Below are 26,951 nucleotides of genomic sequence, written 5' to 3' on the forward strand. Positions count from 1 at the left end.
TGGAACCCCCAGGACGAACCCGAGTCAATCCGCCGCACCAGATATGTGCATGCCCTAGCGCGTTCGCGGGGACCCATACCGCGTGATCTGTCGATGAGCACAGCTGGCCATACCAACTGAAAGATCGCCCACGAACAGTCTTCGCCAAACTGCTCCCTGGGGGTATGGGTCCCCGCGTTAGGGGGACGACGCTGTGGAAGCAGTGCGGCCTACTACCACGCTTCCGGCGGCGGCGAGCGGTCGAGGACGTCGCCCTTGGCGCCCTCCAGCAGATCGACGCTGTAGGTCTCGACCACGAGGGGCCCGCGCTTGCGCTGCAATTGCGCGACCTGCGTCACCTTCGCAAAGAGGTCGTTGAGGACGGGATGACCGTCCGGGCGCAGCTCGTCGATATAGAGCAGCTTGCCCGCGAGCAGCTTTGGATCGGGCTCGCCCATGTTGACCCAGCGGATGCGCTGGTTCTGCTGCACCACGCAGGTGCCGCGGGGCAAGTAAAAGGCCAGCCAGCCCGTGGTGCCGTAGTCCTGCGCGAGCACGCAGGTCGCGCCATGGCGCGCGCGCACGGCTTCGATTTCGGCAGCGAGCTCGCGCCAGCCGACGCCGACGCTGCGCACGGTGGCATCGCGGCGATAACCCGAGAGCCAGCCGGTGTTGGCCTGCACGATGAGTGCTGCAAACATCACGATGCCGACAGGCGCGGCCCAGCGCAGGCAGAAATCCACCAGGCGGCGCTGGCGCGGCTTCCATTGCACGAGGTTGGCGGCAGCGGCCGCGGCGACGACGAAGGGCGGATAGACCGGCGCGAACCAGTTGGCCTCGACGCGGGCATGCAGCGAATGCCAGACGAAATAGGCGACGATGGTCCAGAACATCGCCTCGATCAGCACACGCGAGGCCAGTGCGCCGGCCCGGCGCCAGGTCAGCGCGTGCAGACCCATCGCGCCGAGGATGAAGACCAGCGGGGTTGCGAACGCGATCTGGGTGGGGATCAGCTCGGCGATGAAGACGGGTCGGAAGTCCTCGATCTTCGCGCGCCCGAGCTGCTTTGCGAACGAGACCCATTGATGGTCCGCATTCCAGAGGATCACCGGCGAGAACAGCGCCAGAGCAACGAGACCGCCGAGATAGGGCCAGGGCGAGAGGAACCAGCGCCTGAGCTTCGGCACGCAAGCGAGCCAGATCAGGATCCCGGCGCCAAAGAACATCGCCGTGTATTTCGACAGCAGTGCCGCACCGACGGCCGCGCCGACCGCAAGCCACCAGACGCCGCGGCCGGTCTCCAGTACTTTTGCGAGGAAGAACAGCACGAAGCTGGATGCGACCAGGAGCGGCGCATCCGGCGTCACGATCAGCGTGCCGACGGAGGCCATCATGGTTACGTTGAGCAGGACGGCGCTGGTCGCCGCCACGCGCGCGCCGCCGAACAGGATCGCAGCGGAGCGGTAGATCGCATAGCTCATCGGCAGTGCGAGCAGGATCGAGACGAGGCGGACGCCGAGTTCGGTATCGCCGGCGATCATGGTGCCGGCGCGGATGACATAGGCGACCATCGGCGGATGGTCGTAATAGCCCCCGGCGAGGTTGTTCGACCACATCCAGTAATAGGCTTCGTCGAAGGTGATCGGCGTGAACGCGGCCGCGACGAGCCGCAGGGCCACCAGCGCCAGAATCAGCAGCACGGTATTGCGGACGATCCGCGCGTCAGCCCCGCCCATCGTGGGTTATTTCTTGCGCCAGACGAACAGGCCTGACATCGCGTAGTTCCACACCACACCCATCAGCGCACCGGCCATGCCGGCCAGCCACCAGATCGGCTCCTGGTCGTAGACCGAGAAGGCGACGCCGACATTGGCGAGCAGGCCGACGCTGCACACGATGTAAAAGGCGATCAGGCCGCGCAGCAGCGCAAAGCCCTTCAGCCGCTGGTCGCGATAGGTGAGGAAGTTGTTGAGGATGAAATTGCTGGTCATGGCGACGATGGCGCCGGCGGCCTGCGCCTCCGCGAACGGCACCTTGAACAGCTGAAGTCCGATGAACAGCGTGGTGAGATGCACCACGAGGCCGATGCCGCCGACCATCGCGAACAGGATGAAGCGCAGCGAGACGATGTCGTTGCTCAGCTTGGCCAGCACGAGGCCGAGGAAATCGAGCGCGACCATGGAATCGAGCTTGCTTTCGCCGTGCTGACGGGCGCCGAAAGTGTAGGGAATCTCGACCGCCCGCAAGCCGCCGTGCGCGGTCGCGACGACGTCGAGCAGGATCTTGAAGCCGTGCACGGACAGCTTCGGCGCGAGCTGCTCGAAACGATCGCGGCGGATCATGAAGAAGCCGCTCATGGGATCGGCGATCTCGACCCGCAGCATCTTCCTGGCGAACTCGGTTGCCAGCGCGCTGGCGCCGGCGCGCTGCTTGTTGAAGCCCTCGCTCTTGTAGCCCTCGATGTAGCGGCTGCCGACCACGAGGTCGGCCTCGTCGCTTGCGAGCAGCAACAGCATCTTCGGCAGTCGCGTCTCGTCGTGCTGGAGGTCGGCGTCGATCACGGCCACAAAGGGCGCGCTGGACGCCAGGATGCCCTCGATGCAGGCGCCCGACAGGCCGCGGCGGCCGATGCGGCGGATACAGCGCACGCGGCTGTCCTGCTGCGCCAGCGCGCGCACGACGTCCCAGGTGCCATCAGGTGAATTGTCGTCGACGAACACGACTTCCCAGGCGACGTTGGCGAGCACCGCCTCCAGCCGCCGGTACAGCACCGTGACATTGTCGCGCTCATTGAAGGTCGGGACGATGACCGACAGTTCCGGCCCTGCTTGAGCCTGCAGCGGATTGTCGGAGCCCGGTCTGATCGCTTCATTCATGACGGCAGCGTATATCCGCCGCGTCCTGCGCTGCCAAGCCGGGGTTTCCAAGGGAATTTGGCCAAAAGAGGCCCTAAAATGCCAACGACCCCGGAACGGCGGGCCGCGCGTACATCCGGCGCGAGCCCAAGCTATTCCAAGGTCGTTCCAACGCCGGAGTTTTCGCTCAACGGCGCCGTTAAAAGCTAGATAGGAATGACAAGACCGCTTCGCAAGGGGCGAAAAGGACGATTTTCGTGCCTTATTGGTTGGGCACTTCCCGGATGATCGGCCCGCGCGGCGCCGGCGCGGCGGGAGCCGCGGGTGCGGCAGCCGGCGCCGGCTCGACTTTCGCCGGCTTAGGCGGCTTGCCGTACTGGCCAATCGGCCCGAACACGACGGCGACTGCAAGCACGATCGCGGCAGCGATCACGCCCAAAATGCCCCCTACCGACTCAGACGCCATGGAAACCCATCCCCGTTCCAGATACGCCCCGTGATATCACGGATGCGCGCGGAGCCGGAAGGGCTGCCGAAAGGCGAATGGCGGATGAGGCGGTCCAGGCTTCTCCCCTGCTCGCTATTGGCCATTGCCTACTTCGCCGGCGGCCTCTGCTTGACGAAGGCCGTCACGATGTCCTTCTGCGCGGCCTCCACTGCCCTGTTCGCGGTAGCGAGATGGGCGCCGGCATCGATGCTCGGGTACTGCGTGGTGAGATAGTCGAGCAGCGCCACTCGGTAATATTGCCGCTCCGACGAACAGGCGCCCGCGACCGAGCGGCCAAAATCCTGTTCCGTCATTCCCCGATTGCTGTCGCGCGAATATTCCCGCGCCAGGCAATGCCAGTAATCGTCGCGGCCCTGCATGGCGAGCTTCTGCGCGCCCTTCGCATCGTCGTCATCCGCCATGACTGGAGATATCATGGCAGCAGATGTCATCATGACGAGCGCCGCTCCCACCATCAGCATCCGCATCCTTTTTCTCCTTTTTCGCAGATCCTGCCGCGACCTTAGACGGGACGCAGCAACTGGCCAATCACAACTGGTTTGACTAGGATGACGGCATCCCCTCCACGTCGATGCGAGATCCTTCCGTGGCCAAAGCAAAAACTGCGTCCAAAAAGTCAGGCAACATCTTCATCGGCATCGGCGGCTGGACGTTCGAGCCGTGGCGCGGCGTGTTCTATCCGGAGAAGCTGACGCAGGCGAAGGAGCTGTCCTACGCGGCCTCGAAGCTGACCTCGATCGAGATCAACGGCACCTATTACGGCTCGCAGAAGCCGGAGAGCTTTCGCAAATGGGCGAGCGAGGTGCCCGACGGCTTCGTGTTCTCGGTGAAGGGACCGCGATTCGCCACCAACCGCCGGGTGCTGGCGGAAGCCGGCGATTCCATCAAGCGGTTCTATGATTCCGGCGTGCTGGAGCTCGGCGACCGTCTCGGGCCGGTGCTGTGGCAGTTCGCGCCGACCAAGAAATTCGACGGCGCCGATTTCGGCAAGTTCCTCGAGCTATTGCCGCGCAAGCTCGAGGGACGCGCGCTGCGCCACGTCGTCGAGGTCCGCCACGACAGCTTCTGCACACCGGACTTCGTGGCGCTGATCCGCGAGTTCGAGACGCCCGTGGTGTTCGCCGAGCACGGCAAATATCCCGCCATCGCCGACGTCGCCGGTGATTTCGTCTATGCCCGGCTGCAGAAGGGCAATGACGAGATCAAGACCTGCTACCCGCCCAAGCAGCTCGATGCCTGGGCCGAGCGCCTTCAGGCCTGGGCTTCGGGCGGTGAACCGGACGACCTGCCCAAAGTTGACAAGGCCAAGCCAAAGAAGGAGCCACGCGACGTGTTCGCCTACGTCATCCACGAGGGCAAGGTGCGCGCACCGGCCGGCGCCATGGAACTGATCGCAAGGGTGAGCTGAGGTGCGCCATGGCAAAGGCGAAAAAGCTGTTCACCATCGGCTATGAGCAGACGCCGCCCAAGGCGGTGCTGGATGAGCTGGTAGAGGCCGGCGTCAAGCTCGTGGTCGACGTGCGCGCGGTGACATCCTCGCGCCGGCCGGGCTTTTCCAAGAAGCAGCTTTCGGCAGGGCTCGACGAACGTGGTATCGCCTATGTCCACCTCGCCGCGCTCGGCACGCCGAAGGAAGGCCGGCTCGCCGCACGCAGCGGTCAGTACGATGTGCTGGAGAAGATCTTCTCAAAGCACCTCAAGGCGCCCGAGGCCAAAGAGGCGATGGACGAGCTCTCGGCGCTGGTGAAGAAGGCCGGCCCCGTCTGCCTGCTCTGCTACGAGAGGGATCACACGCATTGCCACCGCCAAATGATCGCGGAGATCATCGAGGAGCGCGATGGGGTTGCGGTGAAGAACTTGGCGGGACGGCAGGTGTAGCCGGAGCTCGGGCGGGGAACGAAACCACGACGGCGTGCCCCAGGTTGCACCTCGGCCGCGCATCCTTCGAGGCTCGCAAGGGCTCGCATCTCCAGCGACAACGGCTTCGCCATTGCGCGGGGATGATGGTTCCTATCCCTCCCCTGCCAGCTTGAACGTCCCCTCCATCATCCGCACACAGCTGCCGCCGACATGGGCGGAGACGATCTTGCCGTCCTGCTTGCGCACGCGCGTCAGCAGGATGCTCGGCCGGCCCATGTCAAAGCCCTGGCCGACCGTGAGCTTGAGCTCGCCATCGCGCACGGGATCGAGATCGGCGAACAGCGCGGCCGCGGCAACCGTGGCGCTGCCGGTGGCGGGATCCTCAGCGTAGCCGCCGGCGCCGCGCATGAACATCCGCGCCTGGATCTCGCTAGGCGCCTCCGCCGCGGGCACATCGCGCGTATAGAACCACACCGAGACTGCACCGTCGCGCGGCAAGAGCCTGCCGAAGGCCGCCGCGTCGGACCTGGCCCGCTTCAGCGCATCGCGCGAACGTACTTCCGCCACCACGAAGGGCGTTCCGACGCCGACGACCTGCGGCGCATGGCGATCGGTCCTGATGTCATCGGCGCTCAGGGAGATGCAGGCCGCGACGTCTTCGGCAGAAAGCTGCGCAAGCCGTGACAGCGGCTGCGGCGCGGTGAGCTCGGTGCTGACCACCCGGCCCTGCTCGCGAAAAATATCGACCGGCACGAGCCCGGCCTTCTCCTCGAATAGCAGGCGCGGCTTCGGCTCCTTGGCGAGGCTCGCCAGCACGAAGGAGGTCCCGATATTGGGATGGCCCGCAAACGGCATCTCCCGGACCGGTGTGAAGATACGCACCTCGGCATCATGGGCCTTGTCGCGCGGCGGCAGCACGAAGGTGGTCTCGGAATAGTTGAACTCGGTCGCGATCGTCTGCATCTGCGCCGTCGTGAGCCCGCCGGCGTCGAGCACCACGGCGAGCTGGTTGCCGCCGAAGGCGCGGTCGGTGAACACGTCGACGGTGATGTAGCGGCGCTGCATCGTCACTTCCTCATGCAAGTCGCGGCCGCGACCGGCCGCATCGGGCGGCAGTCTATAAGCCGGCGACATCGCTCGTCATGCCCCAAAATTCGGAGCAATCGGAGCAATCGCGGAAGAGATTCTAGAAGCCTTCAACGAACCGCGGCTCGCTTCAACGAAACGCGACTCACATTTGAAGGCCCCCTCAGCCGAGCTGAAACACCGCCACCTTCCGCTCATAGCCGCGCACCTCGACCTCGCCGAGCGCAACGGCATCGTCACCATCGTTGCCCAGCGCCTCGCGCACGGTCGCGGAAATCAGCAGTTGCGAGCCGAACTCCTTGTTCAGCGCCTCCAGGCGCGATGCGAAGTTCACGGTGTCACCGATCACCGTGTACTCCTTGCGCCGGGGCGAGCCGATATTGCCGGCGACGACCTCGCCGAAATGAATGCCGATGCCGATGCGCAGCGGCCAGCTCGTCTGCGCGTTGATGCGGTCCATCGCACTCAGCATCTCGCGGCCTGCGGCAACCGCGCGATGCGCGGCGTCGGAGGCTTCCAGCGGCGCGCCGAACAGCGCGAGAAAGCCATCGCCGAGAAACTTGTTCACGATACCGCCGTGGCGATCGAGAACGTCGACCAGCACCGCAAAGGCGCCATCGAGCCGGTCGACCACCTCCTGCGGGGTGCGCGACTGCGCGCCCGCCGTGAAGCCGCGGAAATCGACGAACATCACAGCGACGCGGCGGACGTCGCCGCCACCACTGGTTCCCGCCGCCATCAGCCGCTCCACCACCTGCGGAGAGACGTGCTGGCCGAACAGGTTCGTCACCCGGTCGCGTGCGGTCGCCGCCGCGATGCTCGCGGCGAACTGGCGGCGCAGCTGAGCGCCGACCGCGCCCGCCAGCGCGCCACAGATCAGGATGACGATGCTGCGCACAGCGTGGAAATAGATCAGGGGCTCGCCGGCCTCGTCGGCCGCGTTGTAGAGCAGCGCGACGGACAGAAGCCCGGCTGCGGCGACGAAGCCTGTGAACGCAGAGAGCCAGAAGTCGAGCCGCAAGGTCGAGAGGATGACGAAGATGAAGTACATCAGCGGCACGGCGAAACCGAGCGCCTGGCTCGCACCCATGGTGCGGGTTTGCAGGATCAGGATCACCGTTGGCAGCGAAGTCTCGATCAGCGTGCCGATATAGCGCCGGATCACCGGCAGATCGCGATCGAGCCGGAGGTTCTTCCTGATCTGGGTGTGGACCCAAACCTCGAACAGGATGAAGCCGCCGAGCAGGCCGTAGACCTCGACAAGCCCTTCCGTTCCGCGCCACACCCGGTTCACCACACTGGGGTCGATCAAATAGATCGCGGTGAGCAGCACCATCATGACGCAGCCCGTCATGATCAGCGCCCGCACCCGGAGCAGCTCGGTGCGAAGCACTTCGCGTGTCAGCTCGCGCTCGAAATCCTCCGATAGCACGGCGTGCTGCCGTGTCCTCCTGCTGGCAAATCTGACCATTCCGCCCCTCGATTCCGGGGTATTGTGCCTCAATCCAGCGTGCGGCGGAAGCGCGTCACGGCGATGGTCATGGCGAGCGCCATCAGGATCGCCAGTGCCAGGGCGTCGAAATGCAGATTCTGCATGGTCGCGCCCTTCAGCATGATGGCGCGGACGATGCGAAGGTAATGCGTCAGCGGCAGGCATTCGCCGAGATATTGCGCCCAGGTCGGCATGCCCGCGAAGGGAAACATGAATCCGGACAGCAGAATGCTCGGCAGGAAGAACATCATCGACATCTGCATGGCCTGGAGCTGGTTCTGCACCACGGTCGAGATGGTGTAGCCGATCGACAAATTGGTGGTGATGAACAGCGTCGAGAGCAGTGCCAGCAGGAATAGATTGCCGAGCACGGGGACGCCGAACAGGCCAACCCCGATGCCGATGATGAGAAACGCCTGCACGAAGCCGACGAGCACGTAAGGCACGATCTTGCCGAACATCACCTCCACCGGCTTGATCGGCATCGACAGCAGGCTCTCCATGGTGCCGCGCTCGACCTCGCGCGTGACCGACAGCGCGGTGAAGATCAGCATGGTCATGGTGAGGATGGTGCCGACCAGGCCCGGCACGATGTTGAGGCTGGAGGCCGCGGCCGGATTATAGCGGGCATGCGCGCGGATCTCGAACGGCATCTCCGGGGGATCGCCGATGTAGAGATCGTGCTTGAGCGCGGTCTGCACGACCATGCCGAGCGAGCCGATCGCCGCGCTCGCCGCCACCGGGTCGGTGGCATCGGCCGCAACCAGCAGCGCCGGCCTGTCGCCGCGCCGCACCGCGCGCTCGAAGCCGCGCGGGATCTCGACACCGAACAGCACCTTGCCGGATTTCAGCAGATTGTCGAAATCCTCGACATCGTGCACCTCGTAAAGGAAGCGAAAATAGGCAGTGTTCTCCAGAGCTTTCAGGATCGAGCGGGCGAGATCGGAGTCCTCCTGGAGCAGCACCGCGCTCGGCAGATGATGCGGCGTGGTGTTGATGGCATAGCCGAACAGCATCAGCTGCATCACCGGCAGCATCACGATCATCGCGAACGAGACGCGGTCGCGCCTCAGCTGGATGAACTCCTTGATCAGCATCGCATAGGAGCGCCGCAGGAAGCCGAAGCGCTCGCGGATTTCGTGCTGTGGTGCGGGATGATCGACGGCACTCATTGGAAATTGTCCTTGGAGCGCCCCATCAGTTCGATGAACACGTCTTCCAGTGAGGGGTGCGACTTCTGCCAGTGCAGGCCGCTCCGCTCGCGCCACGGCGCGATGCTGGCTTCCAGCGCGGCAACGTCCCGCCCCGAAACGTGCAGCGAGGTGCCGAACGGCGCCACCATATCCACGCCGGGCTTGCCGGTGAGCTCGGCCGCGAGCTCGTTCAGGTCTTCGCCCGTCACGGTGTAGGTCGTCAGCGCGGATTTCGCGATCACCTCCTCCACGGTGCCGTGCACCAGCAGATGGCCGTAGGCGATGTAGGCGATCTCGTGGCAGCGCTCGGCCTCGTCCATGTAATGGGTCGAGACCAGCACGGTGAGGCCCTCGGCGGCAAGCGCGTGGATCTCGTTCCAGAAGTCACGCCGCGCCTTGGGATCGACGCCGGCGGTCGGCTCGTCCAGCAGCAACAGTTTCGGACTGGGCAGCGTGCAGGCACCCAGCGCCAGCCGCTGCTTCCAGCCGCCGGAAAGCTCGCCCGCAAGCTGCTCCTCGCGTCCCGAGAGCCCGAGCCGCTTGATCATGTCGCGCGCTGCCCCGCGCGCATCGGCCAAGCCATAGAGCCGCGCGACGAATTCGAGGTTCTCGCGCACCGAAAGATCCTGATAAAGGCTGAAGCGCTGGGTCATATAGCCGACCTGGCGCTTGATCTTTTCGGCATCGCGGCGGATGTCGTAGCCGAGACAGGTGCCCTCGCCGCTATCCGGGGTGAGGAGACCGCAGAGGATACGGATGGTCGTGGTCTTGCCCGAGCCGTTGGGCCCGAGGAAGCCGTAGATCGAGCCGCGCTTCACCTGCATCGACAGATCGTGCACGACCTCGCGGCCGCCGAACGATTTGGTCAGGCCCTTGACGTCGATCGCGATGCCGCTCTCGCCATTCATCGCTTGTCCGCCACCGGTGTCTTCGGATTGAGATAGACGTCGATCGGCTGTCCGACCCGCAGCGCGTCGGGGCGCGACGGCCGCGCCTGGATCAAATAGACCAGCTTGTTGCGCTCATCGAGGCTGTAGATGACAGGCGGGGTGTATTCGGCCGAGGTCGCAATGAAGTAGATCTTTGCGGTGAGATCGGCCGCGCAATTGTCGCAGCCGATCTGCACCGTGTCGCCGATCGCGAGCTTCGGCAGCGCGGTCTCAGGCACGAAGAAGCGCAGCTTCATGTTGCCGGGCGGCATGATCGACAGCACCGGGCGCTGCGCCGCTACCATCTCGCCCTCGCGGAAATAGATCTGCTGGATGGTGCCGGCAACGGGCGCAAAGCCCTTGCGCCGCGCCATCCGCGTCTCCGACGTCGCCACCCGCGCTTCCGCGACGCGCAAGGCAGACACGGCCGAATCGAGATTGGCCTGCGTGCCGGAGCCGGTCTTGCTCAGCGAGGCCGCGCGATCATAGGTCTGTTGCGCGTTGGCGAGCGTCGCCTTTTGCTGATTGAGATCGGCAAGCTGAAGGTCGTCGTCGACGGAATAAAGGGCATCGCCGACCTTGACCTCGTCGCCCTCACGGACATTGAGCTTCGTCACCCGCCCCGCTTCGTCCGGGCTGACGAAGATCATGTCGGCCTCGACCCAGCCCTGGAAGCCGGGATCACGCTTCTCGTTGCACCCGGCGAGACCGGTGGCGAGTGCCAGAACCGCGATCGCACAGAGGCGCGACAGATTCGGCTGTCGATCCCTCACCCTGAGGAGCCGCGAAGCGGCGTCTCGAAGGGCGAGAAGCCACAGCCGGGCCTGCATCCTTCGAGACGCGCGTTCCGCGCTCCTCAGGATGAGGTGAGAGATGGTTCGTGACGACGTCATGTCGTCCTCCGTTCGCCAAAAATCAAATCGAGATGAACGCGCAGCATGTCCTGCGCGTCGAGCGGCGCGTGCCGCGCAAACAGGCTTTGCCAGATCACCGCAATCATCGCGGGCGCGACCAGGATCTGCGGATAGCGCGCGAGGTCCTTCTCCCGGATCTCGCCGCGGGCGATGCCGAGCTCGATCAGCGTGCGCATCGCGGCGATCCCGCGCGAGACGACCTCGCGGTAGTAGAAATCGGCGACGGACGGAAAGCGCGGGCCCTCCGCCACAATCAGGCGCACCAGATCACCCCGCCTGGTGCCGATGACCTCTTTCAGGAAATTGCTGGCAAAAGCCTCGACGAGGTCGCGCACCGAGCCCGTCGGCGGCGGCAGCGCGGTCAGCCGCGCCACGACAGGCACGATCACGACGCGCACCAGTTCCTCGAACATCGATTCCTTGTCCTTGAAGTGCAGGTAGATCGTGCCCTTGGCGACGCCGGCCCGTTTGGCAATGTCGTCGAGGCGCGTTGCGGCAAAACCGCGGGCGATGAACTCCTCCATCGCGGCGTCCACGATCGCCGCGCGCCGCTCCTGCGCGCGCGCAGCACGGTTCGATGCAGGCACCTCTCGGCGGGCTGACGCAGGCTCCGCGCCCTGTGCCGACTTGTTGGAGAGCTTGGTCGACTTCTTCATCATTAGATGAATATGACTGACTAGTCAGTCATAGTCAAGTTGAGGCTGTTATCTGGGTAGACTCAGAAGAATTAGTATTGACTAATGAATTAGCATCGACTAATTGAACGACATGATCGAAACCGCTCCAAACCCCGTCACCACTGTGATGCGCGCCCTCGCCGACCCGACGCGCCGGGCGGTGTTCGAGCGCGTGTTCGAGAGCAAGGAGATCACCGTCGCCGAGCTGACGCGCGGCAGCGGCGTAACTCAGGGCGCCATCTCGCAGCACCTGAAGTCGTTGAAACAGGCGGGCCTCGTCGCCGAGCGCGCAGAGGGCCGCAACGTCTATTACCGCGCCGCGCCGCAGGGGCTCGAACCGCTGGTCACCTGGATGGACCATTACGGCGTGTTCTGGCGCGAGCGCTTCCAGAATCTGCGTGACCTCTTGAAGGAGATCGATCCGTGAGTGCTGTTGCTTCCAAGATCCAGACCCAGGACATCGTCATCGACGAGGTCTTCCCTCACGCCGTCGCGACGATCTGGAAGGCGCTGACCAGCGCACAGCTGATTGCGCGCTGGCTGATGCCGCCGACCGGTTTCGAGGCCGTCGAAGGCAACACTTTCACGTTCAAGACCAACCCGGCCGGCGCGTGGGATGGCACGATCCATTGCCGCGTTCTGGAAGTCGTGCCGAACCAACGCTTCGCCTATGCCTGGAAGGGTGGCGACGAGGGTAACACCGGTTACGGCTCGGCGCTCGACACCGTCGTCACCTGGTCCCTCACGCCGGTCGAAGCAGGGACGCGCGTGCGCGTGGTGCACTCCGGCTTCGTGACGCCGACGAACGACACCGCTTATCGCAACATGTGCGACGGCTGGGTCAAGGTGCTGCAGCGGCTGGATGCCATCTCCGGCGAAGACAAGTAGGGAAGCACTTAAATGGACAAGCCCTATACCGGCGGCTGCGCCTGCGGCGCGATCCGCTATTCGATTGCCGGCGAACCCCTGTTCAGCAATCACTGCCAGTGCCGGGACTGCCAGCGCGAAAGCGGCAGTGCGCATGGCTCATACGCGACGTTCGCACGAGCCGGCGTCACGCTAACCGGCGAGGCGAAGCATTGGGATATGGTCGCCGACAGCGGCAACGTGAAGACGCGCGGCTTCTGCACGCAGTGCGGCGTGCCTGTGTACATGACCTTCGCGGCGCAGCCCGACGTCTTCACAATCCGCGCCGCGAGCCTCGACGAGCCTGCCCGCTACAAGCCGCAGGCAGTCACTTTCGCCGCGCGCGGCCATGACTGGGATCGCCTCGATCCCAGCCTGGTAACGTTCGAAGGCATGCCGCCTGGATGAGGCGCTAGCCGAAATCAAGCACCATGCGACCGTCGATCTTGCCGGCCTTCATCCGCTCGAAGACATCGTTGATCTGCGCGAGCGGCACCTTCGTCACTTCGGCCTTCACCTTGCCATCGGTGGCGAATGCGACGGCTTCGTCGAGGTCGCGCCTCGTGCCGACGATGGAGCCGCGCACCGTGATGCGCTTGAGGACGACGTCGAAGATCGGCGTCGGGAATTCGCCCGGCGGCAGGCCGACGAGGCTGACGGTGCCCTTCCGGCGCACCATCTTGAGCGCCTGGGCGAACGCGGCGGTCGAGACCGCCGTCACCAGCACGCCGTGGGCCCCGCCGTCGGTTGCCGCAAGAACCTGGTCCACCGCACCAGCGGTGAGGGCATTGACCGCGAGATCGGCGCCGGTTTCGCGCGCCAGCTCCAGCTTGTCCTCGGCGATATCGACGGCAGCGACCTTGAGCCCCATCGCCTTGGCGTACTGAATCGCGACATGGCCGAGCCCGCCGACACCTGAGATCACCACCCACTCGCCGGGCCTGGCCTCCGTCTCCTTCAATCCCTTGTAGGTGGTGACGCCGGCGCACAGGATCGGCGCGATGGCGGCGAAATCGACCGTCGCCGGCAGCTTTGCGGCGAAGGCGGCCGAGGCGATCACATATTCTGCGAAGCCGCCGTTCACGCTGTAGCCGGTATTGTGCTGGTGCTCGCACAGGGTCTCCCAGCCGGTCTCGCAATATTCGCAAGACATGCAGGCGTCGTGCAGCCAGGCGACGCCGACGGCATCTCCGACTTTCAGATTCTTCACGCCGGGCCCGAGCGCGGCGACGGTGCCGGCCGCCTCGTGGCCGGGAATGAAGGGCGGTACCGGTTTCACCGGCCAGTCGCCGGAGGCTGCATGCAGATCGGTGTGACAGACGCCGCAGGCCTTCACCTTGACCAGAATCTCGCCGGGGCCGGGCTGCGGAACCGGCACGTCCTCGATCACCAGCGGCTTGCCGAATTGCTTGACGATTGCGGCTTTCATGGTCGGCATCTGTCTGCTCCTCTGCATTTTGGAGCAGAATAACGACCCCGCGCCGCGCTCCTTTGATGGGCGTCAAACAGCACAAAGTTTGCGCAAGGCGGCCCCATCATGACACCACGATGACGCCGCGCCGATGCCGGCGTGTCAGCTATGGAACTTCAGGCCGTCGACGATCTTGTCGATCACCTTGCGCTCGGCGCGCATGGCGATGCCGACGAGATTGAGATCGTTGCGCGCCACGGCCCTCACCGCCTCGCGATTGGCGGCATCGTGCGTGGTGCTGAACATGTCCTCGGTATAGACCGCCGGCTTGACGTTGCGCACGAGCGCACGATCCAGCGCGCGCGATAGTGCCGGCCCGTCGGCGCCGTAGATCAGGATCGGCTGGCCGATCAACGCATGATAGTTCGTGCCCGAGGCGTCTTCATAGGCATCGCCAATGCATTCGGGAAAAGCCGCGGCAATGCCGCTGGTGAGGAAGGACGCGACGTTGAGCTTCTGCCAAGCCTGAAGATCGGTGCGGATCACGACCGCGATCTTGGTGTCGAACTGCATCTATTCCTTCCACTGTCATTCGGGGGCGGTCCAAAGGATCTCGAGATTCTCAGGTGCGCAATTGCGCACCATAGCTCGATGCTACGCATCGCCCCGGAATGACAGCAAGAGGAAATCAACCCTTGGCGTCGCAGGCCCAGGCGCGGATCACGCATTCCTTGCCGCCGTATTTGTAGCATTCGCGCGTGGCGGCGTTGAGCGAGGCGGAGATCTTCGGCTTGACGGCATAGCCATAAGCGCCGCAGGGGTTGGCGAGATCGACCGACATCGCAGCGCAGGCGCGCTTCATCGTCACGGTCGTGCAATCGCCCTTGCACTGCTTCTGCGCCGCGGCACGCGCCTCGTGCTCGTGGCCGTAATCAAAGGCCTGGCCATAAGCGCCGCATTTGCCGACTGCAATCGCGCCGGCGGCATGGGCTTCGGTGATGTAGCGGGCGCCCGTGACGGCAACTGACAAGACAAAGCAAAACATCGCGCAACGGCGCGCGACGACGTTCGAAGCCATGGAAAATCCCCTCCCCCAAGGCAGGTGGAGGCGACTCTAAGCGGCGGTCGTTTCCAGATGGTGAACGGGTGGTTGAAATCGTGCGCGCACGGGTGGATTAGCGAAGCGCAATCCACCTCTTTTGTCTCCGCGCAGACACACAGGTGGTGGATTACGCCTTCGGCTAATCCACCCTACGCAGCTACGGCACCGTCATCCGCCTCGCGCAGCTTCCAGCGCCTGCGGCGTGTCGATATCGAGGAAGGCGCTTTCGCCGTCGACGGGCACCTCGGCTACGGCCTCGGTGTGCTTGGCGATCAGATGGCGCGCGCCGACGTCGCCGTCGAGCGTCATCAGCTCCTTGAAGAAGCGGCGCGACCACAGCACGGGATTGCCGCGGCGGCCCTCGCTCACGGGCACGACGATGAGATTGCCGCGATCCGGTGCGAAGCCGTCGATGAGACGATCGATCAGGCCGGCATCGATCAGCGGCATGTCGCCCAGGCACACCACGGCGCCGTCGCAAGCTTCTGGGACGGCAGCGATGCCGGCCTTGACCGAGCTGGCGATCCCGCCGGCAAAATCCGGATTCCTGACGAACTTCACTCTCAGGCCCTGCAGCGCCTGCTCGACCAGCTCGGTCTGGTGGCCGGTGACCACGATCACCTCGGATGCCCTGGAGGCCAGCGCCTGCTCGGTCGCGATTCGCACCAGCTTCTTGCCGTCGAGTTCGGCGAGCAGCTTGTTTGGCCCGCCCATCCGGGTCGAACGGCCCGCCGCGAGCACGATGGCGGCGACCTGGCTATTGCCCTCGGTCTCGGGCTGTGCGCGCGGCTGCGGCCGCGTCACGATCTCCATCAGGAGGCCGCCGACGCCCATACCCATCAGCTCCGAGCGCGTCACCTTGATGCCGGCGAGGAGCCGCATCAAGACCCAGTCGAAACCGTTCTCGACCGGCGAGCGCGCACAGCCCGGTGCGCCCAGCACCGGAACGTCGCCGGCCCGCGCGATCAGCAAGAGATTGCCGGGGTCGACCGGCATGCCGAAATGCTCGATCTCGCCGCCGATCCCCGTGACGGCCGCCGGAATCACGTCGCGGCGGTCGGCGATCGCGGACGCGCCGAACACGATGACGAGCTCCGCACCGAGGCCGAGCAATTCCTTGATCGCCGCCGACAGCGCGGCTTCGTCGTGCTGGACCCGCCGCTCAGCGATGATGCTGGCACCGGCCGGTGCGAGCCGCTCGGCCGTGACGCGCAGCGTCTTGTCGATCACCTTGGATGACAGGCCCGGCAGCAGCGTCGAGACCACGCCGACGCGCTGGATCACGTAAGGCGCGACCTTCAGCACGTCCTTGCCTGCGGCCTTCACCGCGGCATCGCGCAAACTGCCTTCGACGCCGAATGGGATGATCTTGACGGTGCCGACCATCTCGCCCTCGACCACCGGCTTGTAGGCGGTGAGCGTCGCAAAGGTGATGGCTTCGTCGATGTTGTTGATGCGGTCGACCGCGGCGCGGTCGATCACCAGCACACCCGGACGTGCGGCGAACAGATTGGCACGGCCGGTGAAGGCACGCTCGACATGAATGCCCTCGCCGCCGACGGCCAGCGCGATGCCGGCGGCCGCAACGTCCTCGGAGACGTCGCCCGCCTCCATGCGCACCACGACGATGTCCTTGATGCCGGCGCGCGTGAGCTGCTCGACCTCGGCAGGCCCGATCGTCGTGCCCTTCTTCAGCACCAGCGGTCCCTGGCGCAGGGTGTGGACGGTCACCCCGCCGATTGCATCCTTGGGGCTCGCCGAGCCGAACTTCATGCCGCTTCTTCTTTTTCTTTGGGTGGCAGGCGGAGCACCGCGGTGATCTCCGCCATGATCGACACCGCGATCTCGGACGGGGAGACCGCGCCGATCGCAAGGCCAATGGGCGCGTGAATGCGCGCGATGTCGCTTTCCTTGGCGCCCTGCGCCCGCAGCCGGTCGCCGCGCTTGGCGTGCGTCTTCCGCGAGCCGAGCGCGCCGATATAGAAGCAGCCGCGCTCGAAGGCGTGCAGTAGCGCGGGGTCGTCGATCTTGGGGTCGTGCGTCACCGCGACGAAGGCGGTGTAGGCATCGACATTGAGCGGCGGCAGCGCGGTGTCCGGCCATTCGGCCACCAGCGGAACGTCGGGAAAGCGTTCGGGGCTGGCGAACGCCGTGCGCGGATCCACGACGGTCACGTCGTAGCCGAGCGAGCGCGCCAGCGGCGCCAAGGCCTGGCTGATATGGACCGCGCCGACGATGACGAGTTTTGCGGTCGGCGCGTAGACGTTGAGGAAAAGCTTCTTGCCGCCGGCCTCGACACTGGCGCTCTTGCCCATGCGGAGTTGCTTGTCGAGTTCGGCGCGCAAGGGATCTTTTGCAAAATCCTTCGCCTTCACCAGCCGCTGCTCGCCGCTCTCGGTGTCGGTCACCAGGATCACCGGCCGGCGCGCGGCGCGCTCGGCGTTGAGTTCGTGCAGGATCTCGAGCTTCACGGCTAACCGACCTTTTCGACGAAGACGCGGATGGTGCCGCCGCAGGACAGCCCGACATTCCAGGCGGTCTCGTCGGCGACGCCGAACTCCAGCATCCTCGGCTTGCCGCTCTGGATCACGTCCATGGCCTCGGTGACGACGGCGCCCTCGACGCAGCCGCCGGAAACCGACCCCAGGAACGTACCCTCGTCGTTGATGACGAGGCTGGAGCCTGCCGGGCGCGGCGCCGAGCCCCACGTCTCCACCACGGTGGCGAGCGCGACGCCACGGCCGGCCTTCTGCCAGTCCTCCGCCGCCTTCAGAATATCCTCGTCGCGATCGAGCATGGGGTGCCTCTCAAGCTGCGGAGCGGATCAGGCTGCGGTGATGCGGCGGCAGCGGCCGGGAGAGCGTCGTGATCAGCTCCTGGATCGAACTCAAATTATGTACCGGACGGAATTCGTCAACGTGCGGAAGCATCATTTTGATGCCCTGGGCCTTGGCCTCGAAGCCGCCGAACCGAAGCAGCGGGTTGAGCCAGATCAGCCGCCGGCACGAGCGGTGCAGCCGGTCCATCTCGAAGGCGAGCCTGGAATCCGCCTCCCGCTCCAGCCCGTCGGAGATCAGGAGCACGATGGCGCCCTGGCTCAGCACGCGCCGCGCCCACAATTTGTTGAAGTTGTGCAGCGAGGCCGAGATCCGCGTGCCGCCGGCCCAGTCCTCGACCGAGGCAGAACAGCTCGCCAGCGCCTCGTCGGGATCGCGCTGGCGCAGCGCGCGGGTGACGTTGGTCAGCCGGGTGCCGAACAGGAACACCGAGACGCGCTTGCGCGCATCGCCGATGGCATGGAGGAAATGCAGGAACAGGCGGGTGTACTCGCTCATCGAGCCCGAGATATCGAGCAGCGCCACGATCGGCGCCGGCTTCTCGATCCGCCCGAGACGATGGATGTCGATGATGTCGCCGCCGGTGCGCAAGGAGGCGCGCAGCGTGCGGCGCAGGTCGAGGCGAAGCCCGCGCGCATCAGGCCGGTGCCGGCGCGTCAGAAGCTCGGCCTGCGGCAGATGCATCCGCTCGACCGCACGCAGCGCCTCGCTGATCTCGGCGGCGCTCATCTGCGCAAAATCCTTCTTCTGAAGGATCTCCCTGTCGGACACCGACAGGCGCAGATCCTGCTCCTGGTGCTGCGGCGTCTCGGTCATGCGCGGCTGCGACATCGCCTCCTGCACGCGGCGGGAGCCCGCCTGCGGCTTCTTCTTGGCCTGGTCAGGTAGCGGCACCGAATCCAGCATGTGCTTCCATTCTTCCGAGGCGCGGAAGAACAGGTTGAAGGCCTGCTTGAAGATCAGCGCGTGCTCATGACGCTTGACGAAGATCGCCTCCAGCGTGGTGAAGACATCGGCGCGGTTGCCGATGTCGATCACCTGGAGCGCGCTCATGGCGTCGATGACAGCGCCCGGCCCGACCGGCATGCCCGCAGAGCGCAGCGCGCGGGCGAAGCCGACGATGTTGTCGGCGAATTGCTCGGTCTGCTCGGGCGCCAGGTGGTTGATGGCCATGGTCTCGTATCCATCCCCTCGTCATTCCGGGACGCGCCACTTGTCGCGAGCCCGGAATCCATACTCCCGATCGTGGTTATGGATTCTCAGGTGTGCAACTGCGCACCATAGCTCGCGACTTCGTCGCGCCCGGAATGACGAGCTCGATTGTGGCGCGAAATCAATTCTCGCTGGTCGCGTCCTTCAGCACCTTTTGCAGAGTGTCGCCCTGCATGCGGGTGATGTCGTCCTGGTATTTGAGCAGCGCGCCCAGCGTGTCGCCGACCACTTGCGGGGTCAGCGAGCGGGCATCTAACTCCGACAGCGCGGTGGCCCAGTCGATGGTCTCGGCGACGCCCGGCGACTTGTAGAAGTCCTGGTTGCGCAAAGCCTGCACGAAGCGCACGACCTGCTGCGACAGCTTGGCGGAGATGCCGGGCACGCGCGTCTTGACGATCGCGAGCTCGCGCTCAGCGGCGGGATAATCGACCCAGTGATAGAGACAGCGCCGCTTCAGCGCGTCATGGATCTCGCGGGTGCGGTTGGAGGTGATGATGACGATCGGCGGGCTCGGCGCCTTGACGGTGCCGAATTCGGGGATCGTCACCTGGAAGTCGCTGAGGATTTCGAGCAAGTATGCCTCGAACGCCTCGTCGGCGCGATCGAGCTCGTCGATCAGCAGCACCGGTGGTCCCGCGACGTCGGGCTCCAGCGCCTGGAGCAGCGGCCGCTTGATCATGTAGCGGTCGGCGAAGATGTCGCTCGAGAGCTGGTCGCGATCGGTGTCGCCGGCGGCTTCCGCCATCCGGATCGCGATCATCTGCGCGGCGCTGTTCCACTCGTAGACCGCGGAGGAGACGTCGAGGCCTTCGTAGCACTGCAGGCGGATCAGCTTCCGCCCGAGCGCAGCGGACAGGACCTTGGCGATCTCGGTCTTGCCGACGCCGGCCTCGCCTTCCAGGAACAGCGGCCGGCCCATGCGCAGCGAGAGATACGTCACCGTCGCCAGCGACCGCTCCGCGAGGTAGCCGCGCGACGTCAGGAGTTCGAGCATCGCATCGACCGATGCGGGCAACCCAACTGAAGTATTGGCCCCGGAAGTATTGGCCGCTGAAGTCATGAAAAAGCCAGTCTCGCTACGCCCTCACCGGGGACAAGTTTGGGCCGAGGCGTGAGGTCACCTCACTCCTTGGCGTTGGCGGCGTCGACGGCGCGCCGGGTCAGCACGCCGATGAGATGCGCGCGGTATTCGGCGCTGCCGTGGATATCGCTGTTGAGGCCCTCGGCCGGCACCTCGATGCCGTCAAGCGCCTTCGCGGCGAAGCGCTTCTTCAGGGCTTCCTCGAACGCAGTGACGCGGAACACGCCTTCGGAGCCGGCGCCGGTGACGGCAACCCGCACGTCGGACGGACGCCGCGCCACGAACACGCCAACCAGCGCATAGCGCGAGGCCTGGTTGCGGAACTTGACGTAGGCCGCCTTCTTCGGCAGCGGGAACATCACCTTCGTGATGATCTCGTCGGCTTCCAGCGCGGTCGAGAACAGGCCCTGGAAATACTCTTCGGCCTTGAGGCGCCGCTTGTTGGTGACGATGGTCGCGCCCAGCGCGAGCACGGCGGCCGGATAGTCCGCGGTCGGGTCGTTGTTGGCGAGCGAGCCGCCGATCGTGCCCTTGTGACGTACGGCGGGATCACCGATTCCGCCGGCAAGATTCGCGAGCGCCGGGATCGCCTCTCCAACGATGGCGGAGGTCGCGACCTCGGCGTGCTTGGCGGTGGCGCCGATCACCAGCGAACGGCCCTTCATCTCGATCGTATTGAGCCCCTCGATATGGGAGAGGTCGACCAGATGCGGGGGGCTGGCGAGGCGCTGCTTCATGACGGGAATCAGCGTGTGGCCGCCAGCGATCACCTTGGCGTCTTCGTTCTTCACCAGGAGGTTGGCGGCCTGCCGCACGGTCCCGGGGCGATGATATTTGAATTCGTACATCTGAATGTCCTGATCGCGGGATGCGCGTTACGCGAGGTCGGATTTCGCCATCGCCTTGGCGCCGGCGGAGATCGAGGCGACGATGTTCTGGTAGCCGGTGCAGCGGCAGAGATTGCCTTCCAGTTCTTCCCGGATCGTATGGTCGTCGAGCTCGTTGCCCTTGCGGTGCACGATGTCGATCGCGGTCATGATCATGCCCGGCGTGCAGAAGCCGCATTGCAGGCCATGGTGCTCGCGGAAGGCCTCCTGCATCGGATGCAGCGGCGCGCCGTCTGCGGCCAGCCCCTCGATCGTCCTGACCTCGTGGCCGTCGGCCATCACCGCAAGCGTGGTGCAGGATTTCACGGCCTTGCCGTCGACATGCACGACGCAGGCGCCGCACTGCGAGGTGTCGCAGCCGACATGGGTGCCGGTCAGGCGCAGATTCTCGCGCAAAAACTGCACCAGGAGGGTGCGGGGATCGACGTTGGCGGTGACTGGATTGCCGTTCACGATGAGGGAGATTTTTGCCATAAGCACTCTCTATCAGCGCCCCGACGGGTCCCGTCGAAGCGGTTCTTATAATTATTCCAACCCATCATATGGGCCATTATGCCCCGGGGCAACATCGCCCGGGACGCAAGGTGCCATGCCGAAGGCGATGACCTTCAGCCCTGTACCGCCTTGGCGAAGTTCGCGAAAAATTCGTCGGCGAGTTTCTTGGCGGCGCCGTTGATAAGGCGCTGGCCGAGCTGCGCCAACTTGCCGCCGATCTGCGCCTCGACATCGTAGGACAGCAGCGTGCCGCCGTCCTTCTCCGCCAGCTTGACCACCGCGCCACCCTTGGCGAAGCCGGCGACCCCGCCCTCGCCCTCGCCCGAGATCTTGTAGCCGTTCGGCGGGTCGAGATCGGAGAGCGTGACCTTGCCCTTGAAGCGTGCCGACACCGGGCCGACCTTCATTTTCGCCGTTGCGCGAAAGCCGCCGTCCTCGGTCCTCTCGAGCTCCTCGCAGCCGGGGATGCAGGCCTTCAGCACCTCGGGATCATTGAGCTTGGCCCACACGGCCTCGCGCGGCGCCGCAAGCTGGACTTCGCCGTTCATCGTCATGGCCATGAGGGTGCCTCCCGGATCGCGTAACTTATAGTGCTGATCAAGTAACGCAGGCACGCGGCAAAGGAAAGGGCGACACCCGGTCAAGTGCAATGCAAATTCGCAACTGCAAAAAGACGTGTGCGGGCGGTTGGGGATTGGCACAGCCGGGCCATGATGATTAGGTCGCGCGCAATATGAGCACATCCCTCTCCCCCCTGCTCGCACCGATGCTGTCGAGCGCCGCCATGCGCGCGGTTTGCGATGACCGGTCGACCCTGCAGAACATGCTCGATTTCGAGGCAGCCCTGGCACGCGCGGAGGCCGCCACGGATGTGATTCCGGCCTCTGCGGTGGGCTCGATCGAGGCCGCATGCAAGGCCGATTTCTTTGACATGGCGGCGCTGGCAGAGGCCGCGACGCGATCGGGCAATCTGGCGATTCCCCTGGTCAAGATGCTGACCGCCAATGTCGGCAGGGCCGACACCGAGGCCGCGCGCTACGTGCATTGGGGCGCCACCAGCCAGGATGTCATCGACACCGCGACCATGCTCACGCTTCGCGCCGGCCTCGATGCGCTGGACGCCGACCTCAGCCGCGCCATCAAGGGATTCGCCGCGCTGGCGCGCAGCCATCGCAACACCGCGATGGTGGCACGGACCTGGCTGCAGCACGCGCTACCGATGCCGTTCGGCCTGAAAGCCGCCGAATATGCCGCAGGCCTCGCTCGCGCCCGCTGCCGCCTGCGGCGGCTCTCCCGCGAGGGCCTCGCGCTGCAATTCGGCGGCGCCGCCGGCACACTGGCGGCCCTCGGCGACAAGGGGCTGGCGGTGGCCGAGCGGCTGGCGCAGGAGCTGAACCTGCCGCTACCGGAAGCGCCCTGGCACACCCATCGCGACCGCATCGCGGAGGCCGCTTCGGCTTTCGCTATTCTGGCTGGAACCTGCGGCAAGATCGCGCGCGACGTTTCGCTGATGATGCAGACCGACGTCGCGGAGGCCTTCGAGCCCGCGGGCGAAGGCCGCGGCGGCTCCTCGACCATGCCGCACAAGCGCAACCCGGTCGCCGCCGCAAGCGCGCTGGGCGCCGCCACAATGGCCCCGCAGCTTGCAGCGACGATATTTGCGGCCCAAGTGCAGGATCATGAGCGCAGCGCGGGCCCCTGGCACGCGGAATGGCCGACGCTGCCGCAATTGATGCTGGTCGCCTCAGGCGCGCTGGCGGCCATCGTCGACATCGCCGAGGGCCTCGACGTCGACGCCGCGCGCATGCGCAGCAATCTCGATGCGACGCACGGCCTGATCATGGCGGAAGCTGTCACCTTCGCGCTGGCCGACAAGATCGGCAAGAGCGATGCGCATCATCTCATCGAGACCGCCAGCAAGCGCGCGGTCGCCGAGAAGAAACATCTGCGCGAGGTGCTGACGGCCGATTCGCAGGTCACTGCCCATCTTTCTCCGGAAAAAATTGCGGCATTGTTCGAGCCGATGGCCTATCAAGGGGCTTCCCAAGCCTTGATCGACCGGCTGCTCGACAGCCTCGACCGCGAATAAGAACCGCAAAGCACGACGGAGACGCCGCATGCCCATGATCGATGCCGACGGTTGCCTGCTCAACGTCTCCGTCGAGGGCCGCGACGGCGGGCCGACGCTGATGCTGTCCAACTCGCTCGGCTGCACGCTGCAGATGTGGGAGCCGCAGATGAAGGCGCTGACGCAGGTGTTCCGCGTCATCCGCTACGACCGCCGCGGCCACGGCAAGTCAAACGTTGCGCCCGGCCCCTACACCATGGAGCGCTTCGGCCGCGACGTGCTCGCGATCCTCGACGACCTCAACATCGAGAAGGTGCATTGGTGCGGCCTGTCGATGGGCGGCATGGTCGGGCAATGGCTGGGCGCCAACGCGCCGGAGCGCTTCGGCAAGCTCATCCTCGCCAATACCTCCTGCTACTATGCCGAGCCGACCAAATGGCTGGAGCGCATCGACGCCGTGAAGAAGGGCGGCATCGCCGCGGTCGCCGATGCCGTGATCGCGGGATGGCTGACGCAGGACTTCCGCGAGCGCGAGCCTGACATCACCGCGAGGATGAAGTCGATGCTGCTCGCCTCCCCCGTCGAAGGCTACCTCGCCTGCTGCGAGGCGCTGTCGACGCTCGACCAGCGCGCGCTGCTGCCGAAGATCAAGAGCCCAACGCTGGTGATCGCCGGCCGTCACGACATGGCGACGCCGATCTCGGCGGGCGAGTTGATCCGCTCGAATATTCCGGGCGCAAGCATGACCATCATCGACGCCGCGCATATTTCCAACGTCGAGCAGCCGCACGCGTTTACGGACGCGGTGGTGGGGTTCTTGACGCAACGCTAGTTGTTGTCACCGTCATTCCGGGGCGCCTCGAAGAGGCGAACCCGGAATCTCGAGATTCTCAGGTGCGCAATTGCGCACCATGGTTCGATGCTTCGCATCGCCCCGGAGTGATTGACTGGAGGCACCACAATGGACGACCAGAAGCGCCGCGATGCCGGCATGAACGTGCGCCGAAAGGTGCTGGGCAATGCCTGGGTCGACAAGTCGATCGCGAACCGCAATGCGTTCAACACCGACTTCCAGGACATGATCACCCGCTACGCTTGGGGCGAAATCTGGACCCGGCCGCATTTCGACGAGCGCACGCGGCGTGTGCTGGTGATCGGCACCATGGTCGCGCTCGGGCAATGGGACGAGTTTCGCCTGCATGTGCGTGCGGCGCTCGCGGAGGGGGGCTTCACCCCCGACGACATCAAGGAAATCCTGCTGCAGCAGGCGATCTATTGCGGCGTGCCGGCGGCGAACCACGCCGTCAAGGAAGCCTCAGCGATTGTGCAGGAGCTCGGCCTGCTCAAGACCTAGCGACGCAGGGATCTCGGCAGGGGTCTCGACGCTCTGCGGAGCCGCATCGGGCCGCTCGATCAGGATCACGATAGCAGCACCGAGCAGCAGCAGCAGCTCGGTGGCGTGCAGCCGGAGCGCGGCCATCTCGCCGACCTTCGAAGCCATCACCATGCTGGCAAACGAGATCAGGCTGCCGATCGCCAGCGCGATCCCGAGCGCCTCGTCGCTGCTGCCGGACTTGCGGGTCCGGGGGACGCAGAGCAGAGCCAGATAGATCGCAAAGAACGCCACCACGGTGAGCCGGCCCAGCGCAAGCAGCCAGGCCGCGCGCACCGTGCTCATCCCTGCCATCTGGAGATGGTCGCTGAGGAACAGCGCGACGGCGACGCTCGGCCGCTCGTAGAGGCCATGCACCGGTGCGACGATGATGTTGAAGGCGACGATGGTCCAGGCCGGAATGAAATAGGCCGCCAGCAGCGCGCCGTTGACCGAGCCTATCCGCCAATTCCTGAACATGCCGCTTCCCGCTTCGTCGACCACGCGCCTTCCGCTGGGAAAGCTTTGCCGGGAGCTAACTCGCATCAGACTGTGGCGGCAATTTAAACCCTTTGTTTACCTTAACTGCCCTGCCCCCGGTCGTTCCGGGGCAATGCGCAGCATTGACGCGGCAACCAACTGCCAAAAAAAGACCCCGCCTTGCGGCGGGGCCTCCTCACTACCCTTCTTTCTCGGGCTCCCAAATTACTTATCCTGCTGGCCGCCCTGCTGCTGGCCGGGGCGATCGCCCTGGCGCATCGGATCGTTCTGCTGCTGCTGTCCAGGTTTCTGACCGCCGCCCTGCTGCTGGCCCGGCTGCTGACCTGGGCGCTGCTGGCCGGGGTTCTGACTCTGCTGACCCGGATTCTGGTTCTGCTGCTTCGTCATTCGGGGAACTCCCTTGTTGGACGTCAGAGGCGAGATAACGGCCGGCATCCGCTTTGGTTGCCCGAGGAACCCGGTTCCTCGCAGTTGCGGAACCGACGGCCAAATGAGCTCTGTACAAGACCTTCTGCCAGAGCGTGAGCTGTTGCAGCCGCCAGTTCCCTCCTGTTACAAATCCGGAAGAATGCTTAGGGGCTGCCGGGGCCCAAGAAACGGCCCAAGAAACCCACTCTCCTAAGAGCTCCTTTTGAGCCCGCGTCAGGTTTGGTACGGCAGCCCATGGATTACTTCGCCCAGCAGCTCATCAACGGTCTCGTTCTGGGCTCGATCTACGGCCTGATCGCCATCGGCTACACGATGGTCTACGGCATCGTCGGCATGATCAACTTCGCCCATGGCGACGTCTTCATGATCGGCGGCTTCATCGCCCTGATCACCTTCCTGATCCTGATCTCGTTCGGACTGACCGCGATCCCGCTGATCCTGCTGGTCGTGCTGCTGGTCTCGATGGCGATCACCGCGCTCTATGGCTGGACCATCGAACGCATCGCCTACCGGCCGCTTCGCCATTCCTTCCGCCTCGCCCCGATGCTGTCGGCGATCGGCATGTCCTTCGTGCTGACCAACTATTCGCAGGTTGCGCAGGGCGCGCGCGTCAAGCCGATCCCGCCCTTCATCACCGGTGGCTACACCCTGCATGAGAGCACGGACGGCTTCGTGATCCAGCTCTCCAACATCCAGATCATGGTGGTGATCACCACTATCGTGCTGCTGGCGATCTTCACCTGGCTGGTATCGCGCACCCGGCTCGGACGCGACATGCGCGCCTGCGAGCAGGACCAGACCATGGCGGCGCTGCTCGGCGTCGACGTCGACCGCACCATCTCCATGACCTTCGTGATTGGTGCCGCGCTCGCCGCGGTCGCGGGCCTGATGTACCTGCTCTATTACGGCCTCGTCGATTTCTTCATGGGCTTCGTCGCCGGCATCAAGGCGTTCACCGCTGCCGTGCTCGGCGGCATCGGCTCGCTGCCGGGGGCCATGCTCGGCGGCCTCGCGATCGGCCTGATCGAGACGTTCTGGTCGGCCTATTTCTCGGTCGAGTACAAGGACGTCGCAGCGTTCTCGATCCTGATCGTGGTGCTGATCTTCATGCCGACCGGCCTGCTCGGCCGTCCCGAAGTCGAAAAAGTCTGACGGTC

General features: G+C 65.2%; 32 protein-coding genes. 9 read left to right on the forward strand and 23 right to left on the reverse strand.

The window, feature by feature from the left end:
- Positions 1–212: 212 nt before the first annotated feature.
- From XI04_RS19710 to XI04_RS19725, 4 genes are all read right to left on the reverse strand, one after another.
- On the reverse strand, positions 213–1,715 hold the full coding sequence (locus XI04_RS19710; RefSeq protein WP_271610366.1) for a glycosyltransferase family 39 protein: 1,503 nt from the start codon (positions 1,713–1,715) through the stop codon (positions 213–215).
- A gap of 6 nt (positions 1,716–1,721) precedes the next feature.
- Positions 1,722–2,855 carry a glycosyltransferase family 2 protein gene (locus tag XI04_RS19715; RefSeq protein ID WP_271610365.1) on the reverse strand — a complete coding sequence of 378 codons (1,134 nt, stop codon included), beginning with the start codon at positions 2,853–2,855 and terminating at the stop codon, positions 1,722–1,724.
- 241 nt (positions 2,856–3,096) lie between these two features.
- A complete protein-coding gene (locus tag XI04_RS19720; protein ID WP_028142922.1) occupies positions 3,097–3,300 on the reverse strand; it encodes a hypothetical protein in 204 nt (67 codons plus the stop codon).
- A 128-nt stretch (positions 3,301–3,428) separates the two neighbouring features.
- On the reverse strand, positions 3,429–3,809 hold the full coding sequence (locus XI04_RS19725) for a hypothetical protein (RefSeq protein WP_028142921.1): 381 nt from the start codon (positions 3,807–3,809) through the stop codon (positions 3,429–3,431).
- Positions 3,810–3,913: 104 nt separating this feature from the next.
- On the opposite strand from XI04_RS19725, the gene XI04_RS19730 reads away from it, so the two are divergent.
- Together XI04_RS19730 and XI04_RS19735 are read left to right on the forward strand one after the other, a co-directional pair.
- On the forward strand, positions 3,914–4,750 hold the full coding sequence (locus tag XI04_RS19730) for a DUF72 domain-containing protein (RefSeq protein WP_085967720.1): 837 nt from the start codon (positions 3,914–3,916) through the stop codon (positions 4,748–4,750).
- 8 nt (positions 4,751–4,758) lie between these two features.
- Positions 4,759–5,220: a DUF488 domain-containing protein gene (locus XI04_RS19735; protein WP_028142919.1), complete on the forward strand. Its 462-nt coding sequence runs from the start codon at positions 4,759–4,761 to the stop codon at positions 5,218–5,220.
- A 132-nt stretch (positions 5,221–5,352) separates the two neighbouring features.
- Here the strand turns inward: XI04_RS19735 and XI04_RS19740 are convergent, their stop codons facing one another.
- The 6 genes from XI04_RS19740 to XI04_RS19765 form a co-directional block, all read right to left on the reverse strand.
- Entirely contained in the window at positions 5,353–6,267 is a 915-nt protein-coding gene (locus tag XI04_RS19740; protein WP_271610364.1) for a PhzF family phenazine biosynthesis protein, read from the reverse strand.
- Positions 6,268–6,451: 184 nt separating this feature from the next.
- Positions 6,452–7,759 carry an adenylate/guanylate cyclase domain-containing protein gene (locus XI04_RS19745; RefSeq protein ID WP_028142917.1) on the reverse strand — a complete coding sequence of 436 codons (1,308 nt, stop codon included), beginning with the start codon at positions 7,757–7,759 and terminating at the stop codon, positions 6,452–6,454.
- A gap of 29 nt (positions 7,760–7,788) precedes the next feature.
- The gene (locus tag XI04_RS19750) at positions 7,789–8,952 is read right to left on the reverse strand and encodes an ABC transporter permease (protein ID WP_038948008.1); all 1,164 of its coding nucleotides are present in this window, start codon (positions 8,950–8,952) and stop codon (positions 7,789–7,791) included.
- Positions 8,949–9,881 (reverse strand): ABC transporter ATP-binding protein, encoded by a 933-nt coding sequence (locus XI04_RS19755; protein WP_028142915.1) that lies wholly within the window; start codon positions 9,879–9,881, stop codon positions 8,949–8,951. The genes XI04_RS19750 and XI04_RS19755 overlap by 4 nt, the downstream gene beginning before the upstream one ends.
- Positions 9,878–10,795: an HlyD family secretion protein gene (locus XI04_RS19760; RefSeq protein WP_271610363.1), complete on the reverse strand. Its 918-nt coding sequence runs from the start codon at positions 10,793–10,795 to the stop codon at positions 9,878–9,880. The genes XI04_RS19755 and XI04_RS19760 overlap by 4 nt, the downstream gene beginning before the upstream one ends.
- Positions 10,792–11,475 (reverse strand): TetR/AcrR family transcriptional regulator, encoded by a 684-nt coding sequence (locus XI04_RS19765; protein WP_271610362.1) that lies wholly within the window; start codon positions 11,473–11,475, stop codon positions 10,792–10,794. The genes XI04_RS19760 and XI04_RS19765 overlap by 4 nt, the downstream gene beginning before the upstream one ends.
- A gap of 109 nt (positions 11,476–11,584) precedes the next feature.
- On the opposite strand from XI04_RS19765, the gene XI04_RS19770 reads away from it, so the two are divergent.
- The 3 genes from XI04_RS19770 to XI04_RS19780 are packed head-to-tail and all read left to right on the forward strand — an operon-like array spanning position 11,585 to position 12,807.
- Entirely contained in the window at positions 11,585–11,920 is a 336-nt protein-coding gene (locus tag XI04_RS19770; protein ID WP_028142912.1) for an ArsR/SmtB family transcription factor, read from the forward strand.
- A complete protein-coding gene (locus XI04_RS19775; RefSeq protein ID WP_271610361.1) occupies positions 11,917–12,381 on the forward strand; it encodes an SRPBCC family protein in 465 nt (154 codons plus the stop codon). Before XI04_RS19770 ends, XI04_RS19775 begins: the two co-directional genes overlap by 4 nt.
- Before the next feature lie 12 nt (positions 12,382–12,393).
- Positions 12,394–12,807 carry a GFA family protein gene (locus XI04_RS19780; protein WP_038948014.1) on the forward strand — a complete coding sequence of 138 codons (414 nt, stop codon included), beginning with the start codon at positions 12,394–12,396 and terminating at the stop codon, positions 12,805–12,807.
- 4 nt (positions 12,808–12,811) lie between these two features.
- On the opposite strand, the gene adhP is transcribed toward XI04_RS19780, so the two are convergent.
- From adhP to XI04_RS19835, 11 genes are all read right to left on the reverse strand, one after another.
- Positions 12,812–13,837: an alcohol dehydrogenase AdhP gene (gene adhP / locus XI04_RS19785; protein ID WP_271610360.1), complete on the reverse strand. Its 1,026-nt coding sequence runs from the start codon at positions 13,835–13,837 to the stop codon at positions 12,812–12,814.
- Positions 13,838–13,972: 135 nt separating this feature from the next.
- Complete coding sequence (locus XI04_RS19790; RefSeq protein ID WP_038948016.1) at positions 13,973–14,383, reverse strand: DUF2000 family protein; 411 nt, start codon at positions 14,381–14,383, stop codon at positions 13,973–13,975.
- Positions 14,384–14,498: 115 nt separating this feature from the next.
- Entirely contained in the window at positions 14,499–14,888 is a 390-nt protein-coding gene (locus tag XI04_RS19795; protein ID WP_028142907.1) for a DUF4189 domain-containing protein, read from the reverse strand.
- 192 nt (positions 14,889–15,080) lie between these two features.
- Complete coding sequence (locus XI04_RS19800) at positions 15,081–16,685, reverse strand: NTP transferase domain-containing protein (protein ID WP_038948017.1); 1,605 nt, start codon at positions 16,683–16,685, stop codon at positions 15,081–15,083.
- Positions 16,682–17,383 carry an XdhC family protein gene (locus XI04_RS19805; protein WP_038948018.1) on the reverse strand — a complete coding sequence of 234 codons (702 nt, stop codon included), beginning with the start codon at positions 17,381–17,383 and terminating at the stop codon, positions 16,682–16,684. The genes XI04_RS19800 and XI04_RS19805 overlap by 4 nt, the downstream gene beginning before the upstream one ends.
- Positions 17,384–17,385: 2 nt before the next feature.
- A complete protein-coding gene (locus XI04_RS19810) occupies positions 17,386–17,709 on the reverse strand; it encodes an XdhC family protein (RefSeq protein ID WP_007602422.1) in 324 nt (107 codons plus the stop codon).
- Between the two features lie 10 nt (positions 17,710–17,719).
- A complete protein-coding gene (locus XI04_RS19815; protein ID WP_271610359.1) occupies positions 17,720–18,922 on the reverse strand; it encodes a vWA domain-containing protein in 1,203 nt (400 codons plus the stop codon).
- Positions 18,923–19,082: 160 nt separating this feature from the next.
- Positions 19,083–20,021, reverse strand: coding sequence for an AAA family ATPase (locus tag XI04_RS19820; protein WP_028142903.1), 939 nt, complete (start codon positions 20,019–20,021; stop codon positions 19,083–19,085).
- 62 nt (positions 20,022–20,083) lie between these two features.
- Entirely contained in the window at positions 20,084–20,890 is an 807-nt protein-coding gene (locus XI04_RS19825) for an FAD binding domain-containing protein (RefSeq protein ID WP_028142902.1), read from the reverse strand.
- A gap of 27 nt (positions 20,891–20,917) precedes the next feature.
- Positions 20,918–21,403 carry a (2Fe-2S)-binding protein gene (locus tag XI04_RS19830; protein WP_028142901.1) on the reverse strand — a complete coding sequence of 162 codons (486 nt, stop codon included), beginning with the start codon at positions 21,401–21,403 and terminating at the stop codon, positions 20,918–20,920.
- 134 nt (positions 21,404–21,537) lie between these two features.
- Positions 21,538–21,984 (reverse strand): SRPBCC family protein, encoded by a 447-nt coding sequence (locus XI04_RS19835; RefSeq protein ID WP_028142900.1) that lies wholly within the window; start codon positions 21,982–21,984, stop codon positions 21,538–21,540.
- Positions 21,985–22,157: 173 nt separating this feature from the next.
- Between XI04_RS19835 and XI04_RS19840 the strand changes: the two genes are divergently transcribed.
- The 3 genes from XI04_RS19840 to XI04_RS19850 all read left to right on the forward strand — a co-directional run bounded on the left by XI04_RS19840 (position 22,158) and on the right by XI04_RS19850 (position 24,846).
- Positions 22,158–23,513 carry a 3-carboxy-cis,cis-muconate cycloisomerase gene (locus tag XI04_RS19840; protein WP_152102731.1) on the forward strand — a complete coding sequence of 452 codons (1,356 nt, stop codon included), beginning with the start codon at positions 22,158–22,160 and terminating at the stop codon, positions 23,511–23,513.
- 28 nt (positions 23,514–23,541) lie between these two features.
- Complete coding sequence (pcaD, locus tag XI04_RS19845) at positions 23,542–24,324, forward strand: 3-oxoadipate enol-lactonase (RefSeq protein WP_028142898.1); 783 nt, start codon at positions 23,542–23,544, stop codon at positions 24,322–24,324.
- A 129-nt stretch (positions 24,325–24,453) separates the two neighbouring features.
- Positions 24,454–24,846 carry a carboxymuconolactone decarboxylase family protein gene (locus XI04_RS19850; protein ID WP_028142897.1) on the forward strand — a complete coding sequence of 131 codons (393 nt, stop codon included), beginning with the start codon at positions 24,454–24,456 and terminating at the stop codon, positions 24,844–24,846.
- On the opposite strand, the gene XI04_RS19855 is transcribed toward XI04_RS19850, so the two are convergent.
- Entirely contained in the window at positions 24,808–25,344 is a 537-nt protein-coding gene (locus XI04_RS19855) for a hypothetical protein (RefSeq protein WP_038948021.1), read from the reverse strand. The genes XI04_RS19850 and XI04_RS19855 overlap by 39 nt on opposite strands.
- A 225-nt stretch (positions 25,345–25,569) precedes the next feature.
- Positions 25,570–25,752, reverse strand: a complete 183-nt coding sequence (locus XI04_RS19860) for a hypothetical protein (protein WP_018316535.1) — start codon at positions 25,750–25,752, stop codon at positions 25,570–25,572.
- Between the two features lie 276 nt (positions 25,753–26,028).
- On the opposite strand from XI04_RS19860, the gene XI04_RS19865 reads away from it, so the two are divergent.
- Complete coding sequence (locus XI04_RS19865) at positions 26,029–26,946, forward strand: ABC transporter permease subunit (protein WP_028142895.1); 918 nt, start codon at positions 26,029–26,031, stop codon at positions 26,944–26,946.
- Positions 26,947–26,951: the final 5 nt, after the last annotated feature.

The sequence above is a fragment of the Bradyrhizobium sp. CCBAU 11430 genome (assembly GCF_028128855.1).
In the GTDB taxonomy this organism is placed as follows: domain Bacteria; phylum Pseudomonadota; class Alphaproteobacteria; order Rhizobiales; family Xanthobacteraceae; genus Bradyrhizobium; species Bradyrhizobium ottawaense.